This is a genomic window from Pseudomonas sp. MN1F, assembly GCF_009391885.1.
In the GTDB taxonomy this organism is placed as follows: domain Bacteria; phylum Pseudomonadota; class Gammaproteobacteria; order Pseudomonadales; family Pseudomonadaceae; genus Aquipseudomonas.
Genome location: NZ_VZII01000047.1, coordinates 45,285 through 60,006 on the forward strand (window position 1 = coordinate 45,285; position 14,722 = coordinate 60,006).

Annotated in this window: 13 protein-coding genes; 9 read left to right on the plus strand and 4 right to left on the minus strand. The window is 65.5% G+C overall.

Annotated features, from left to right (window positions below; genetic code table 11):
• Positions 1–10: 10 nt before the first annotated feature.
• Positions 11–1,753, plus strand: a complete 1,743-nt coding sequence (locus F6X59_RS22505; RefSeq protein WP_152958191.1) for an acyl-CoA dehydrogenase family protein — start codon at positions 11–13, stop codon at positions 1,751–1,753.
• Here the strand turns inward: F6X59_RS22505 and F6X59_RS22510 are convergent.
• Positions 1,734–2,759, minus strand: coding sequence for a formylglycine-generating enzyme family protein (locus tag F6X59_RS22510; protein WP_152958192.1), 1,026 nt, complete (start codon positions 2,757–2,759; stop codon positions 1,734–1,736). The two genes, F6X59_RS22505 and F6X59_RS22510, sit on opposite strands and share 20 nt — an antisense overlap.
• Positions 2,756–4,429: an arylsulfatase gene (locus tag F6X59_RS22515; protein WP_152958193.1), complete on the minus strand. Its 1,674-nt coding sequence runs from the start codon at positions 4,427–4,429 to the stop codon at positions 2,756–2,758. The genes F6X59_RS22510 and F6X59_RS22515 overlap by 4 nt, the downstream gene beginning before the upstream one ends.
• Before the next feature lie 259 nt (positions 4,430–4,688).
• Between F6X59_RS22515 and F6X59_RS22520 the strand changes: the two genes are divergently transcribed.
• Together F6X59_RS22520 and mhpT are read left to right on the plus strand one after the other, a co-directional pair.
• The gene (locus F6X59_RS22520) at positions 4,689–6,080 is read left to right on the plus strand and encodes an alginate export family protein (RefSeq protein WP_152958194.1); all 1,392 of its coding nucleotides are present in this window, start codon (positions 4,689–4,691) and stop codon (positions 6,078–6,080) included.
• A 33-nt stretch (positions 6,081–6,113) separates the two neighbouring features.
• Complete coding sequence (mhpT, locus tag F6X59_RS22525) at positions 6,114–7,343, plus strand: 3-(3-hydroxy-phenyl)propionate transporter MhpT (protein WP_152958195.1); 1,230 nt, start codon at positions 6,114–6,116, stop codon at positions 7,341–7,343.
• Between the two features lie 12 nt (positions 7,344–7,355).
• Here mhpT and F6X59_RS22530 read toward each other — a convergent pair whose 3' ends face one another.
• Positions 7,356–8,627, minus strand: a complete 1,272-nt coding sequence (locus F6X59_RS22530; protein ID WP_152958196.1) for a diguanylate cyclase domain-containing protein — start codon at positions 8,625–8,627, stop codon at positions 7,356–7,358.
• Between the two features lie 79 nt (positions 8,628–8,706).
• Positions 8,707–8,943 carry a hypothetical protein gene (locus F6X59_RS22535; protein WP_152958197.1) on the minus strand — a complete coding sequence of 79 codons (237 nt, stop codon included), beginning with the start codon at positions 8,941–8,943 and terminating at the stop codon, positions 8,707–8,709.
• A 23-nt stretch (positions 8,944–8,966) separates the two neighbouring features.
• On the opposite strand from F6X59_RS22535, the gene F6X59_RS22540 reads away from it, so the two are divergent.
• From F6X59_RS22540 to F6X59_RS22565, 6 genes are all read left to right on the plus strand, one after another.
• Positions 8,967–9,731: an efflux RND transporter periplasmic adaptor subunit gene (locus F6X59_RS22540; protein WP_152958198.1), complete on the plus strand. Its 765-nt coding sequence runs from the start codon at positions 8,967–8,969 to the stop codon at positions 9,729–9,731.
• On the plus strand, positions 9,728–11,047 hold the full coding sequence (locus F6X59_RS22545) for an efflux RND transporter periplasmic adaptor subunit (protein ID WP_152958199.1): 1,320 nt from the start codon (positions 9,728–9,730) through the stop codon (positions 11,045–11,047). Before F6X59_RS22540 ends, F6X59_RS22545 begins: the two co-directional genes overlap by 4 nt.
• Complete coding sequence (locus F6X59_RS22550; RefSeq protein WP_372240492.1) at positions 11,044–13,143, plus strand: biotin/lipoyl-binding protein; 2,100 nt, start codon at positions 11,044–11,046, stop codon at positions 13,141–13,143. Before F6X59_RS22545 ends, F6X59_RS22550 begins: the two co-directional genes overlap by 4 nt.
• Before the next feature lie 115 nt (positions 13,144–13,258).
• Positions 13,259–13,756, plus strand: coding sequence for a GNAT family N-acetyltransferase (locus F6X59_RS22555; protein WP_152958292.1), 498 nt, complete (start codon positions 13,259–13,261; stop codon positions 13,754–13,756).
• The gene (locus F6X59_RS22560) at positions 13,753–14,094 is read left to right on the plus strand and encodes a hypothetical protein (RefSeq protein WP_152958201.1); all 342 of its coding nucleotides are present in this window, start codon (positions 13,753–13,755) and stop codon (positions 14,092–14,094) included. The genes F6X59_RS22555 and F6X59_RS22560 overlap by 4 nt, the downstream gene beginning before the upstream one ends.
• A gap of 40 nt (positions 14,095–14,134) precedes the next feature.
• Positions 14,135–14,665: a phage tail protein gene (locus F6X59_RS22565; protein WP_152958202.1), complete on the plus strand. Its 531-nt coding sequence runs from the start codon at positions 14,135–14,137 to the stop codon at positions 14,663–14,665.
• Positions 14,666–14,722: the final 57 nt, after the last annotated feature.

The following is a 14,722-nucleotide window of genomic DNA, read 5'->3' on the forward strand; positions in this document are numbered from 1 at the left end:
GAGGTAAGCCATGGCCTGGAAGGCTCCGCTGCGCGACATGCAGTTCGTCCTGCAACACTGGCTTCGGGTCGATCAGGCCTGGCCGCAGCTACCGGCTTATGCCGACGTCGACCTCGACCTCGCGGTTCAGGTGCTGGAGCAGGCGGCCCGTTTCAGCGAACAGGTGCTGGCGCCTTTGAATGCTCCCGGTGACCGCCAGGGCTGCCGGGTGGCGCAAGGCCAGGTGAGCACGCCGGAGGGCTTCCCGGCCGCCTACCGTGCCTATGTCGAAGGCGGTTGGCCTGCGCTGGCGTGTGCCACCGAGTCTGGCGGCCAGGGGCTGCCCCTGGTGCTGGAGGCGGCCCTGCAGGAAATGCTCTTCGGCAGCAACCACGGTTGGGCCATGTATACCGGCATCGCCCATGGGGCCTACCTGTGCCTGAAAAGCCACGGGTCCGTCGCGTTGCAGGCACGCTATCTGCCGGGCATCGTCAGTGGCCAGACCTTGCCCACCATGTGCCTGACCGAAGCCCAGGCCGGCAGTGACCTCAGCTTGCTGCGCAGCCGTGCCGAGCCACTGGGCGATGGCAGTTACGCGGTAACCGGGAACAAGCTGTTCGTCTCCGGAGGCGAGCACGACCTGACCCGCGACATCCTCCACCTGGTGCTGGCGCGGCTTCCGGATGCGCCGGCCGGCAGCCGTGGGCTGTCATTGCTGCTGGTGCCGAAATGGCACGAGGACGGCCAGCGCAATGCCGTGTACTGCGACGGCCTGGAGCACAAGCTGGGCATTCGTGGCAGCGCCACGTGCGCGTTGCGCTTCGAAGGTGCCCGCGGTTGGCTGGTCGGCCAGGCCCACGGTGGCCTGGCAGCGATGTTCGTGATGATGAACTCGGCCCGGCTGCATGTCGGGCTGCAAGGGCTGGGGCATGCCCAGGCCGCCTGGCAGCAGGCCCGCGACTATGCCCTGGAGCGGCGCCAGATGAACGCGCCGGGCCGCGCCAAGGGTGCCCAGGGGGCCGACCTGATCCACCTGCACCCGGCCATGCGCCGGACCCTGCTGGAGTTGCGCGTGCGCAGCGAGGGCATGCGGGCATTGGCTTACTGGGCGGCGCACTGGCTGGATATCGCTGCGGTCGCTGCCGAACCTGAGCAACGGACCAAGGCGGCGACACTGGCCGCGCTGCTGACGCCCGTGATCAAGGCGGCCTTCACCGAGCAAGGTTTCAGCCTGGCCAGCAAGGCCCTGCAGGTGTTCGGCGGCTATGGCTACACCGAGGAGTTCGCCATCGAGCAGACCCTGCGCGACAGCCGCATCGCGATGATCTACGAAGGTACCAACGAGATCCAGGCCAACGACCTGCTGTTGCGCAAGGTGCTGGGCGATGGCGGCGAAGGGGTTGCGCTGCTGCTGGGGGAGTTGCGCGCCGAGGCCGCCGCGTCGGCTGGCAGGGCTGCCACCGAGCTGGGCGGGGCCTGCGACAAGCTCGAAACGGTGCTGGCCAACCTGCGGTTGATGGCAGCGGACGATTGCGAATACCCGTATCGCGCGGCTGGCGACTTCCTGCAACTTTGTGCCACGGCCTTGCAGGCCTTTGCCTGGGCCCGCACTGCCCGCTGTATCGAGGCACTGCCGGTGGAGGCGCCACTACGCCGCGAGAAGCAGGAAAGCGTCGGTTACTTCTTCGACTACCTGCTACCCGACCTCGACCGGCAGGTGGCGGCCATCGCTGCGGCCGCTGCACCGTTGCCGTTCATTGCTGAATCGTTCTGAAGCCTACGTGTGAGGTTGCCATGAACACCGGTTGTGGCTGACGTGCCGAGGGCCGGTAGCGCATGCAGCGGTCCGCCGAGCACAGGTGCGAGCCGCCCTTGATCACTGCCACCGGCACGCCCGGCTCGGCGGGGTCGAAGCTGTCGCTCAATTGCGGCCCTGGTGGGTCGAGCACGGCGTCGCGCCGGGCGTCGTGGCCCGGCCGGTAGCCGCTGCGGGTCAGTTCCCAGACATTGCCGCCAGCATCGAACAGGCCCAAGCCATTGGCCGGGAAGCAGCCTACCGGCGAGGTGCCGGTAAAGCCGTCGGCCGCCGCGTTGTGGTAGGGGAACTGGCCCTGCCAGGTATTGGCCATGAGCTTGCCCTTGGGCAACTCGCTGGCGCCCCAGCTGAAGTCCGCATCCGCCAGGCCGCCGCGCATGGCGTACTCGAGCTGCGCCTCGCTGGGCAGCTCGCGGCCGGCCCAGCGGGCGTAGGCCTGGGCATCTTCCAGGGCGACCTGCACCACCGGATGGTTGTCCAGCCCGGCCAGGCTGCTCGCCGGCCCTTGCGGGTGCTGCCAGCTGGCACCCGGGATGAACTGCCAGCCGGGGCTGAGCACGTCCGGGCCCTGCTGGAACACCATCGCGCCCGGCACACGCAGGCCTTCGGGCAGGTCGGGATCGTCTTCCACACTGATGCCGCGCTCGGCATGGGTGACGTACCCGGTGGCGTTCACGAAGCGGGCGAACTGGGCATTGGTGACCGGATGCACGTCGATCCAGAAGGCCGACACCCTGGCGCGATGGGGCGGGCCTTCCTCGTCATAGAAGCGGCTTGAACCAAAGCTGAACTCGCCGCCAGGCACGTGCACCATGCCGTCCCGCCACGGGCCCTGGCGCTGCGCGGGCAGGCCGCTGTAGCCTGCGCACAGCAGCAGCGGCGCCGGGGCTTGTGGCCAGGCGCCGTACACGGCGGCGAGCAGGCCGGCGGCGAGCGCTGCGCCAGCGGCAAGTCGGGCGTTCATTGCTGCCTGGCCAGGGCCGGGCTTGCCGGACTGGCCGGGCGGCCATCGGCATCGATCGCGATGTTGCTGCGCTGGGCATAGGCTTTCCAGTCGCGCAGCATCTGCACCACTTGCCCTGGGTGCTCGGCGGCGATGTCGTGGTGTTCGCCGGGGTCTTTGCGCAGGTCGTACAGGTGCCAGCCCGGGGTGCCGTCAGTGGCATCCCACAACAGCTTCAGCGGCCCCTTGCGCAGCGAGGCGCTGCCGTTGATTTCCCAGCCCAGGGCTTCGTCGCTGGCGTGGATCTGGCTGTCCTTGCCTTGCAGGTAGTCCAGCGCCGAGGTGCCTTGCGGCGGCACGATATCGCGGTCGCGGTACTTGATGCCGGGCAGTGGCGCACCGGCCAGTTGCAGCAGCGTCGGCATGATGTCGCGTACGCTGGCCAGTTCCTCGCTGCGGCCGGCCTTGATGGTGGCCGGGTAGTAGACGAAGGCCGGTACGCGGATGCCGCCCTGGTAGGTGGTCATCTTGTAGCGACGGCTGGGCAGGGCGCTGACCTGGGCCCAGGCCGAGCCGATCATCAGGAACGAGTCGCGGCGGCCGTAGTTGTCCAGGCGGTTGTCGAAGTTCGCCTTGATCCAGTCGGGATCGACGCGGGTGGCATTCTCCGGCCCGTTGTCGGACATGAACAGGATCAGCGTGTTATCCAGCTCGCCGGTGTTGCGCAGGTGCTCCACCAGGCGCCCGACCTGGGCATCCAGGGCCGTGACCATGGCGGCGTATACCTCCATGCTGCGTGCCGACTGGCGCTGTTGTTCTTCGCTCAGCGAAGCCCAGCTCGGCACGCCTTCCAGTGTGGCTTCCTGGGGGAAGTCGGCCGGTACCAGGCCGGCCTTGCGCTGGCGCTCCAGGCGCTCACGGGCGATGGCCTCGTAACCCTGGTCGTAACGGCCACGGTATTGCGCCAGGTAACGGTCCGGCGCCTGCAGCGGCCAGTGCGGCGCCGTGTAGGCGGCGAACGCGAAGAACGGCTTGTTGCTGGCCTTGCCCTGGTCGATGACATCGATCAGGCGGTCGGTGAACCAGGTGCTGGAGTAGAAGTCGTCGGGCAGTTCGATGGGCTCGCCATTGTGGCGGAAGGTTGCGCTGTAGTTCGACTGCAGGTCCATGTTGGCCTGCTTGAAGTGAGCGGCGCCGCCTTCGAGCAGCACGTAGGCCTGGTCGAAGCCGCGGTTCTGCGGCTGCTGCGCCGGCTGCATGCCCAAGTGCCATTTGCCGGAGATATAGGTGCGGTAACCGGCGTCATGCAGCAGTTCGGCCAAGGTGGCGACATTGCCACCGAGCACACCTTCGTAGCCGGCGCGCACCTCGGAGCCTGGAGGTAGGCGCTTGCGCGCTTCCGACATCATGCCCAACCCGGCCAGGTGCGGGTCGTTGCCGGACATCAGCATGGCGCGGGTCGGTGAGCAGCTGGGCGCTGCGTGGAAGTCGAGCATCAGGCGGCCGGCGGCCAGCAGTTTGTCCAGGTTTGGCGTCTGGATCTCGCTGCCCAGGGCCGACAGGTCGGAGAAGCCGAGGTCATCGGCGACGACCAGCAGAATGTTTGGTTGTTTAACGGATGGTGCAGCCAGCGCCTGGCTGGCAGCGAGCATGAGCACGCCGAGGGCGGCGAGGGAGGGCAGATGATTCATTGAGGTGCTCTTGTTGTTCTTATGAATGAGTTTTTGGCTAGAGCCTCATGCTAGAGGCCGCGCCATGGAGATTCTAGCGGCCGAGAGGGCGTGCCGCGGTCACTGGGTACAGAAGTGTGCGATCAGCGAACGCTTGATGGTGGTCGCTGCTTGCCGCAGCGATCATCCCTATTGACGGCTTAATAGTTAACAAAAATAATCGTTAATAGAGTTATCCAGTTCCAAAAACAAATATAAGAACAAGCAAAGGGAAATTCTGATGACCAGGCCGTTGAATGGGGCGTGGGTGCCCCTTGTACTGCTTTCGCTCTGCCAGACCGTGCATGCGGCCAACCCGCTTGAAGAGAGCCGGCCAGGGCGGCCCGGCGCCCCTCGCTGGATCGAGGACTACCGCTTTCTCGACGACCCTGGCAAAGCCACCGACCCTTTCGATGGCCTGCGCTACCACCGGCTGTCCGAGTCGGCCTGGCTGCAACTCGGTGCCGAGGCCCGCTACCGGGCCGACGCGCTCGACAAGCCTTTCTTCGGCCTGCGCGGGGTCAAAGACGATTCCTACCTGCTGCAACGGCTGCAGGCCCACGCCGACCTGCACCTGTTCGACGATGCCCTGCGCACCTTCGTCCAGGTGGAAAACACCCGCGCCTTCGGCAAGGACCTGTACTCGCCCAACGATGAGGGCCGCAATGAAGTGCGCCAAGCTTTCGTCGACTTCAACCACGACTTTGCCGGGGGGCGCTATACCACCCGTGTAGGTCGCCAGGAGATGGCCTTTGGCGACCAGGTGTTCGTCACCTACCGCGACGTACCGAACATCCGCCTGAGCTTCGACGGCGTGCGCGCCGGCCTCAACCTCAAGGACGGGCGCAAGCTCGATGCCTTTGCGGTGCGCCCGCTGAAAACCGGCGAGGACAGCTGGGACGACGGTAGCAACAACAGCGTCAAGTTCTATGGCCTCTACGGTACCTTGCCGCTGTCGCCGGCCTGGAACATGGACCTGTTCGCCTTCGGCCTGGAAACCGACGACCGTAGCCTGGCCGGCGAATCCGGTGACGAACAGCGCTACACCTTCGGCACGCGGCTGTTCGGCCGCCAGCAGGCGCTGGACTGGAGCTGGAACCTGGCCGGGCAGACCGGCCACCTGGGCAATGCCTCGATCCGCGCCTGGGCCGTGTCGAGCGACAGCGGTTATACCTTCGCCCATCCCTGGCAACCACGCCTGGGCATGCGCATCGATGCCGCCAGCGGCGACAGCGACCCAGGCGACGGCAAGGTCGGCACCTTCGACCCGCTGTACCCGCGCAACGGCGTCTACGGCGAGGCCAGCCTCACCACCCTGAGCAACATCATCGTGGTCGGGCCCACGTTCGGTTTTTCGCCCTGGCGCACGGTGCGCTTCGAACCCGGCCTCTTCGAAGTCTGGAAGCAGCGCGAAGAGGACGGTGTGTACATGCCCGGCATGAGCCTGTTGGCCAACACCCGCGGTACGGGCCGGCACGTGGGCACCATCTACCGCGCCAACACCCGCTGGCTGGCCACACCCAACCTCACGTTGGACCTCGACCTCAAGTACTACGACGTCGGCGCGGCCATCAAGGACGCTGGCGGCGAGGACTCGTCGTTCATCTCGTTACGTGCCACGTTCCGCCTTTGACTACCCAACCGATAACAACAAGAGGGGCCTCACATGCGTCATACATCCGCAACGTCCAACAAGGCGGTGCTCACGATCGGCTTGTGTTTTCTTGTCGCACTGCTCGAAGGGCTGGACCTGCAGGCGACCGGCATTGCCGCACCGCACATGGCCAAGGAGTTTGCCCTGACCCCGAGCATGCTCGGTTGGGTGTTCAGTGCCGGGTTGCTGGGGTTGTTGCCCGGCGCATTCGTCGGCGGCTGGCTGGCTGACCGGCTTGGCCGCAAGGCGATCCTGATCGTGGCGGTGTTGCTGTTTGGCGGTTTCTCGCTCGGCACCGCCCATGCCGAAAGCTACACCACGCTGCTGATCGCGCGCTTGATGACCGGCCTTGGACTGGGCGCGGCGTTGCCGATCCTTATCGCCCTGGCCAGTGAGGCGGCACCGGCGCACCTGCGCAGCACGGCCGTGAGCCTGACCTATTGCGGCGTGCCACTGGGCGGGGCGCTGGCGTCGGTGATTGGCATGAGCGGGGTAGGCGAGGGCTGGCGCACGGTGTTCTACGTCGGTGGCATCGCGCCGATCGCGATTGCCCTGGTGCTGATGCTCTGGTTGAAAGAGTCTCAGGCGTTCCGTGCCCAGGGTGGTGCGCAGGCCGGCGCCGATGGCACCCTTGCCCAGCTGTTCGGGGCGGGGCAGATGAGCCGTACGCTGCTGCTGTGGGTGGCGTGCTTCTTCACCCTGACGGTGCTGTACATGCTGCTCAACTGGCTGCCGTCGCTGCTGATCGGCCAAGGTTTCAGCCGGCCCCAGGCCGGTGCGGTACAGATCCTGTTCAACCTTGGCGGGGCAGCGGGTTCATTCCTCACCGGGCGCATGATGGACCGCGGCTTTGCCGGGCGGGCGGTGCTGATCGCCTATGCCGGGATGCTGGCGTCGTTGGCGGGGCTGGGTTTGTCGAGCAGTTTTGGCCTGATGTTGCTGGCCGGTTTCACTGCGGGTTACTGCGCCATCGGCGGGCAACTGGTGCTGTATGCACTGGCGCCAACCCTGTATCCAACCCAGGTACGCGCCACGGGTGTAGGGGCTTCGGTGGCGATTGGGCGTTTGGGTTCGATGGCCGGGCCGCTGGCGGCAGGGCAGATCCTGGCGGCGGGGGCGGGGGTCGGCGGCCTGCTGCTGGCGGCGTCGCCTGGCCTGGTGGTCGCTGCAGTCGCGGCGCGTGCCTTGCTCGGGCAGCGTAGAAAGCGGGCAGACGAGGCCACGTCAGAGGGTATTGCGTAGCCCTCATCCGCGTCAGCCGTTGCGGGCGTGCAGCGTCTGCGCCTGGCCCAGGCGGTACTGGTTGTCGCCGCTGCGCTTGGCCTCGTACATCGCCAGATCGGCAACATGGATCAATTGGTCGCGGGTTTGCGCGTGATCGGGGAAGAGGGCGATGCCCAGGCTGACGCCGACCCGCTGCAGCGTGTCGCCCACGCGGATGGGGGCCTCCAGCGGCACCAGCAACCTTTGCGCGATTCCCCGTGCCTCGTCCTCAGGCGCACGCTCGGCCGATAGCCCTTCCAGCACGGTGACAAACTCGTCGCCACCCAGGCGTGCCACGCTATCGGAGTTGCGCAGTGCCTCGTGCAGACGGCTCGCGGTGGCCTGCAGGACCTGATCGCCCGCCGCGTGGCCCAGGCTGTCGTTGATCGCCTTGAACCCGTTGAGGTCGATGAACACCAGTGCGACACGGCTGTGGTTGCGCCGGGCCAACGCCAGGGCACTGCCCAGGCGCTCCTCGAACACCAGGCGGTTGGGCAGGCCGGTCAGCGGGTCATGGTGTGCCAGTTGGTGCAGCCGGTTGGCCCAGGTTTTCTCCTCGGTGATATCACGCACCACGCCCATCATCTTGATAGGCGTGCCCCGTTCGTCCTTGACCACGTTGCCGGTCTCGCGCAGCCAGTGCAGCGTACCGTCCGGCCAGACCACCCGATACTCCTCGTCGTGGTTCTCGCCGGTTTCGATGCAGCGCAGTTCGCCGGCGCGCACACGGGCGCGATCGTCCGGATGAACCGCGTTGCAAAACAGCTGGTAGCTGGGTGTCACTGCGGCGACCGCATGGCCGAACATGCCGTAGATGGCGTCGGACCAGTACAGGCGGTCGGTGTCGATGTCCCAATCCCAGGTGCCGATGCGGGCGAAATACTGGCTGCGCTGGAAGCGTTCGGCCTCGACCAGGATCGGATGGATCAGCAGCCATTGCCCGGCATTGCCCGTGACGTGCTGGCTGATGTGCAGCGCGCGCGGTTGGCCATCGTCGCCGGTGAACTGCACTGAACCGGCTGGCGCGGCCAGCTGCGGCAGGTGTTCTCGCAGGAACTGGCCCAGCAATGGCGTGCTGCAACAGCCGAGCAGTTCGGCCGCGGCCGGGTTGTGCCAGGCTACCCGGCCATCACGATCCAGTTGCAACACGCCCACGTCCAGCGCCGCCAGCAGGGCACGGTGCTGCTGGCGCTGACGGTGCAGCACCCGCAGCAGAGCCAGGCTGGGCAGTAAGGCGAGCAGGGCGGCGAACAGGGTAATCATCGGGCAGCAACTGATCCAAGAGATTGGGCAACGCCAGTATTATGCCTATCGGCTGATGGCAATTCGCCTTTAACCGCGATCAAACCGATATTTGCCGATTGCCGATGATCAACTCGCCGCTTCCGGCCGATGAAAAACGTTGATAGCATTCAGCCATCTGTTTCAATGCCGGTTTTGTGATGTGCTTCACATTTGCCGGCATCCCCAGCCAGATGCCTTTGCCCAGCTGCGGAGCCTCGATAAACAACGGCCCATGGTGATACACGGCGTTCACGTTCTGTGAACAGCAGCCGATACCCAGATGGATAAGATCCACACTTTTTACAGGGATGTAGCGAGATGAAGCAGGCACTGTGGTGGGCGGCGTTGGCCTTGATGACAGGTGCTGCACAGGCGGCGGCCGAAAGCGACCCGTTGCTCGATGGCGCCACCTCCAACGGCGCCAGTGAAGTGCGCGGCGTGCTGCGCGCCCGCCACCAGGCCGTATTGGCCAGCGAGCTGTCCGGTCGGGTCACGCAGATCCCCTTCAGCGAAGGTCAGTCGTTCAGCAAGGGCGATGTGCTGGTGCGCTTTGATTGCAGTGCCTACCAGGCCCAGGCCAATGCCTCTGCCGCTGCCGTGCGGGCGACCCGTGAAGAGCTGCGCAACAAGCAGCAACTGGCAGCGCTGAACTCGGTCGGCAAGTTCGAGGTGTCCCTGGCCGAAGCGCGCCAGGCCCAGGCCCAAGCCGAAGCCCAGGTCTACCAGGTGCAGGTACAGCGCTGCCAGATCAAGGCACCGTACGACGGCCAGGTGGTGCAGCGGCGGGTCCAGCCCCACGAAAGCGTGGCCAGCGGCGCCCCCCTGTTGGAAATCGTCGACAACCGCGCCTTGGAAATCCACCTGTTGGTGCCCTCGAACTGGCTGGGCAAACTCAAGCCGGAACAGACCTTCAGCTTTGTTCCCGATGAAACCGGCAAGCCGATCGATGCGGTGATCAAGCGGCTGGGCGCGCGTATCGACGAAGGCAGCCAGACGTTGCTGCTGATTGCCAATGTTCCGGCAAACACCTCGGGCCTGCTGTCTGGCATGAGCGGCACGGCGCACTTCGCGGAGCGCCAATGAACGCTCCCGTTCCCGGCGCTCTGGAGCAACTGCTGGCCCATTACCTGAAGCTCGAGCGCCAGGCCCGGTCTGCGCCTTCGGTGGAGGAGCTGGCGTTCAGTATGGTCAACGACAGCCAGCCGCTGTTCGGCTACCGCCATGGGGCCCTGTTGATCACTGGCAAAGTCCGCGCGCTGACCGGCGTCAGCTCGGTGGAGCCGAATGCGCCGTTCGTGGTGTTTGTCGAGCGGGTGGCCAAGGCGCTGGCGGCTGGCGAGCGTTTTGCCCTGCCGGGGACCGTGCCTGCGCAGGAGCTGGACCAGGCCTGTCGGGATGACTGGCAGGCGCTGTCTGCAGCGCATGCGTTCTGGCTGCCGTTGAAGGACCGCCAGGGCGAAGTCTTCGGTGGGCTGTGGCTGGCCCGTGACATGCCCTGGAACGAGGCCGAACAAGCGCTGCTGGCGCAACTCGGTGACTGTTACAGCCACGCCTGGCTTGCCCTGCAGCCGGGCAAGCCATGGCGCCTGCGCTGGCCGGCGCGGACCCGCTGGGCCTTGGCGGCAGCCCTGCTGCTGGTGCTGTTGGTGCCGGTGCGCCAGTCGGTGCTGGCCCCGGCCGAAGTGGCGCCGCGCAACGGGCAGGTGGTTGCCGCGCCGCTGGATGGCGTGGTCGCCGAGTTTCTGGTCAAGCCGAATCAGCCGGTCAAGGCCGGCGAAGTGCTGGTGCGTTTCGATGCCACCACCCTCAAGGCCCAGGCCGATGTCGCCGAACGGACCTTGGGCGTGGCCGAGGCGGAGTTCAAGGCCAATACCCAGCGCGCCTTTTCCGATAGCGATTCCAGTGCCCGCCTCGATCTGCTGGCCGCCCGGGTCGAGCAGAAGCGTGCCGAGCGTGACTACGCCCGTGATCTGCTGGCGCGCACCGAAGTGCGTGCCGAGCGCGACGGCATTGCCGTGTTCGCTGATGCCCAGCGCTATATCGGTAAACCGATGCGCACGGGCGAACGGCTGATGGAAATCGCCGACCCGGCCCAGGCCGAGTTGCGCATCGAACTGCCGGTGGCTGATGCCATTGGCCTGGAGAAGGGCGCCGAAGTCGCGCTGTTTCTCGACAGCGATCCGCTGCACCGGCACAACGCCGTGCTCGAGCGCGCCGCTTACCAGGCGCAGAACACCCCGGCCGGGCAGCTGGCCTATCGCCTTGATGCCCGCTTCGAGAACGCGCCGCCGCGCATCGGCCTGCGCGGTACCGCCAAGGTGTTCGGTGATCGCGCCCCGCTGGCCCTGTATCTGCTGCGCCGGCCCCTGGCGGCCTTGCGTCAGGCGGTGGGCCTGTGATGCTGCCGGCGCTGCGCCCCGACTTGCAGCTTTCGGCGGGTGCGCCGGGGCTCGACGGCTCGCCCAACTGGACCCTCGCCGATCCGTTGCGCGGGCGTTATTTCAAGCTCGGTGCGCCGGCCATGCGCTTGTTGCGCCACTGGGCCCTGGGCGATCCGCAACGGGTGCTGAACGCCGCCAATGCCGAGCCGGGCGCACCCTTGAGCGGCGCTGCGGTGGAAGAGTTGCTGCGCTTTCTGCGCGGGCATGACCTGATCAGCGCGGTGGATGAAGAGCAGCGCGCCAGCTACGCCGCCAAGGCGGCAGCCCAGCGCCAGGGCATCTGGGCCCAGGTGCTGCACAAATACCTGTTTTTCCGCATTCCCCTGTGGCGCCCGGACGCTTTCCTCAATCGCACCTGGCCCTGGCTCGAACGCCATGGTCGCAACCTGCTGTGCTACGGCCTGCCGGCTACGCTGCTGCTCGGTCTGTTCCTGGTGATGCGCGATTGGGAGCGCTTTCTGTCGACCTTCCCCCATCTGCTGAGCCTCGGCGGCATGGCGGCCTTCGCCATTGCCCTGGGCTTCGCCAAGCTGTGCCATGAATTCGGCCATGCCTACATGGCCAAGCGTGCCGGTTGCCGGGTGCCGAGCATGGGCGTGGCGTTCATGGTCCTGTTGCCGATGCTGTACACCGATGTCAGCGATGCCTGGCGCGTGCAGGACCGCCGCACCCGCCTGCTGATCGGCGCCGGTGGCGTGCTCGCCGAGCTTATCCTGGCCTGTATCGCCCTGCTGGCGTGGTCGCTGCTGCCGGACGGGGCAGGGCGCACCGCCGCCTTCATGCTGGCCAGTGCCACCTGGATCACCACCCTGGCGATCAACGTCAATCCGCTGATGCGCTTCGATGGTTATTTCCTGCTCAGCGATCTGTGGGGGGTCGATAACTTGCAGGGGCGTGGATTCGCCCTGGGTCGTTGGCACCTGCGGGAAAAGCTCTTCGGTTATGGCGAGCCCATGCCCGAACGCTGGTCGCCGAAGCTGCGCCGGCGCCTGCTGTGCTGGAGCTATGCCTCGTGGATCTGGCGCGCGGCGCTGTTCTTCGGCATTGCCCTGGCGGTTTATCACCTGTTTTTCAAGGTGCTCGGCATCTTCCTGATGATGGTCGAACTGGTCTGGTTCATTGGCCTGCCGATCTGGCGCGAATGGCAACACTGGTGGCAACACCGGGACAAGGCCCAGCCACGCAAGGTGCTGTTGCTCGGCGCTGGCCTGGCCCTTGTGCTGGGCTTGCTGGTGGTGCCATGGCGCAGCGGCGTGGAAGTGCCGGCGATGCTCGAAGCCTCGCGCTTGAGTGCCTTGCATGCGCCGACTGCGGCGCGGATCCGCGAGGTGCAGGTCAAGGATGGTCAGCAGGTCGAGGCCAACCAGGTGCTGATAACCCTCGACTCGCCTGACCTCGAAGCGCGCATGGCCATCGGCCGGCGCGAGATCGAGATTCTCCAGTTGCAGTTGCGGCGTCAGTCCGGGCGCAGCGAAACCGCTGCCGACAGCGGTATTCTCGAGCAGCGCCTGGCCGAGGCCGTGGCCGAATACCGTGGCCTGGCGGCCCAGCGCGAGCGCCTGGTGTTGCGCGCGGCCCATGCCGGGACAGTTCGCGACCTGGCGGACAACCTGACAGCCGGCCGTTGGGTCAGCGCCGACCTGCCGCTGGCGCGGATCGCAGACAAAGGCCTGCGTCTGCGCGGGTACCTGGCCGAAGCCGATCTGTGGCGGGTGGCACCGGGCACTGCCGGGCATTTTGTCGCCGACGATGTGCTACGGGATTCCCTGCCGGTGACCCTGGATACCGTGGATGCCAATGGTGTGGCCTATATCGATCAGGAGGCGCTGATTTCCGATCATCACGGCCCTATTGCCATACGTCGGGATGAAGAGAAGAGGGCGCAACCTTTGCAAGCGCAATATGGTGCGCAATTCGTGCTCGAAAACAGGGCGCCACAACAGGTTTTACACCCGGTGCGCGGCCTTGTGGTGCTCGACGGAAAGCGTGAATCGCTCTGGTCAGCGGCCTGGCGACGTCTGGCCGCTATTGGTATAAGAGAAAGCGGATTTTAGTCGTGCGATTGTCAGGCAGTTGCGGTAAGGTGCTGTCAAATCGCCATGCAAGTAACTGTGACATGTGTCACGATAAAAGTTAGTCCCCAAAGTTATGAACAGGAAGTTCGTCGTGATGCGCAAGGATGCTGTGACCCTCCGTGCCCTGCTACCCGATGACATGGCATTCATCGAGCGCCTCTACGCGGCTACGCGGGCAGAGGAAATGTCCCATAGCGGCTGGCCTGCCGAGCAGATCGCAACGTTCCTCAGGCAGCAGTTCAATGCCCAGCACGCTTATTATCAGGCGCACTATGACGGCGCCGAATTCCTCGTAATCGAGCAGGCGGGCCTACCCATTGGCCGGCTTTACCGGAACTGGGGGCCGACGACGGTAAACTTCATCGATATCGCATTGGAATCGCACTTCCAGGGGCGCGGAATTGGCAGCGCACTTATTGAAGAAATGCTGCAACGTGCCGATGCAGAGGGGCTGCTCATCGAACTGTTCGTTGAAACTTATAACCCTGCCCAGCGGTTGTACAGTCGTCTTGGATTTACCATTATCGATGAATCCGGGGTTTATTTGCGCATGCGCCGTCAGCCCCGGGCGGCTGCCAGGAAAGCCTCATGAGTCAAGACAACCTAAACGCCATTCCCACTCGGGCCGAACTTGCCGAATGCAATCCCGACAGCTTCGTCCTGCAGGTCGCGCCGGAGCAGGGGATCAGGGTGTCGCTGCTCGAGGTGCGCGACGGCGTGCCGATGAACGGGCACCACGAATGCTACTCGCTGATGTTGGCCCTGCCCAAGGGCGTGGTGCTGCCCTCGAATCTTTATCGCCTGTACAGCCCAGCTGGTGAGCAGTGGGTGCTGCTGTTCACGCCAGTGATGCCGAAAGCCGATGGGCGCGCGGTGCTCGAGGCGGTGATCCACCGCGCCCTCGTGGTTCCGGCAGGCGTGGACGCTTGACGCGTTTTCAACCCATGCAATTCAACTAAGGAAGTGTTTGATGAGCGATCCATTCCTGGGCGAAATCAAGATGTTCGGCGGCAACTTCGCACCTCGCGGCTATGCCTTCTGCAGTGGGCAGCAGATGGCTATTTCACAGAACGCGGCGTTGTTCGCCATATTGGGCACCACCTTTGGTGGTAACGGCGTCAGCACCTTCGGCCTGCCGGACTTCCAGGGCCGTTCGCCGGTTCACTGGGGGCAAGGCCCAGGCCTGTCGCTCGTGGACCTGGGCGAGGCCTCCGGAGTGGAAACCGTCACCCTGCTGACCAGCAACATGCCTGCCCACCTGCACTCGCTGCAAGTCTCGAGCGCAGACGCCACCAGCAACAAGCCGATCGCCAATGGCTATCTCGGTGCGGCAGTGGACAAGGACCTTAACCCGGTCAACCTGTACACCGCCACGGCGCCCGCCGCGGTCAACCTCAATACCTCTATCAGCGGCTCAAGCCTTCCTGTGGAAAACCGCAGTCCGTACCTGGCGGTCAGTTTCATCATCGCGCTGATGGGCGAATTCCCCTCCCACAACTAATAAAACAACCGGCGGCGCCTCGACAGGGCGCCGCTTCTTTTTTCGCTCCCTTGCTCT

Coding starts and splice junctions, on each gene's coding strand:
- F6X59_RS22505 (WP_152958191.1), top strand. CDS start 11: ATGGCCTGGAAGGCTCCGCTGCGCGACATGCAGTTCGTCCTGCAACAC.
- F6X59_RS22510 (WP_152958192.1), bottom strand. CDS start 2,759: ATGAACGCCCGACTTGCCGCTGGCGCAGCGCTCGCCGCCGGCCTGCTC.
- F6X59_RS22515 (WP_152958193.1), bottom strand. CDS start 4,429: ATGAATCATCTGCCCTCCCTCGCCGCCCTCGGCGTGCTCATGCTCGCT.
- F6X59_RS22520 (WP_152958194.1), top strand. CDS start 4,689: ATGACCAGGCCGTTGAATGGGGCGTGGGTGCCCCTTGTACTGCTTTCG.
- mhpT (WP_152958195.1), top strand. CDS start 6,114: ATGCGTCATACATCCGCAACGTCCAACAAGGCGGTGCTCACGATCGGC.
- F6X59_RS22530 (WP_152958196.1), bottom strand. CDS start 8,627: ATGATTACCCTGTTCGCCGCCCTGCTCGCCTTACTGCCCAGCCTGGCT.
- F6X59_RS22540 (WP_152958198.1), top strand. CDS start 8,967: ATGAAGCAGGCACTGTGGTGGGCGGCGTTGGCCTTGATGACAGGTGCT.
- F6X59_RS22545 (WP_152958199.1), top strand. CDS start 9,728: ATGAACGCTCCCGTTCCCGGCGCTCTGGAGCAACTGCTGGCCCATTAC.
- F6X59_RS22555 (WP_152958292.1), top strand. CDS start 13,259: ATGCGCAAGGATGCTGTGACCCTCCGTGCCCTGCTACCCGATGACATG.
- F6X59_RS22560 (WP_152958201.1), top strand. CDS start 13,753: ATGAGTCAAGACAACCTAAACGCCATTCCCACTCGGGCCGAACTTGCC.
- F6X59_RS22565 (WP_152958202.1), top strand. CDS start 14,135: ATGAGCGATCCATTCCTGGGCGAAATCAAGATGTTCGGCGGCAACTTC.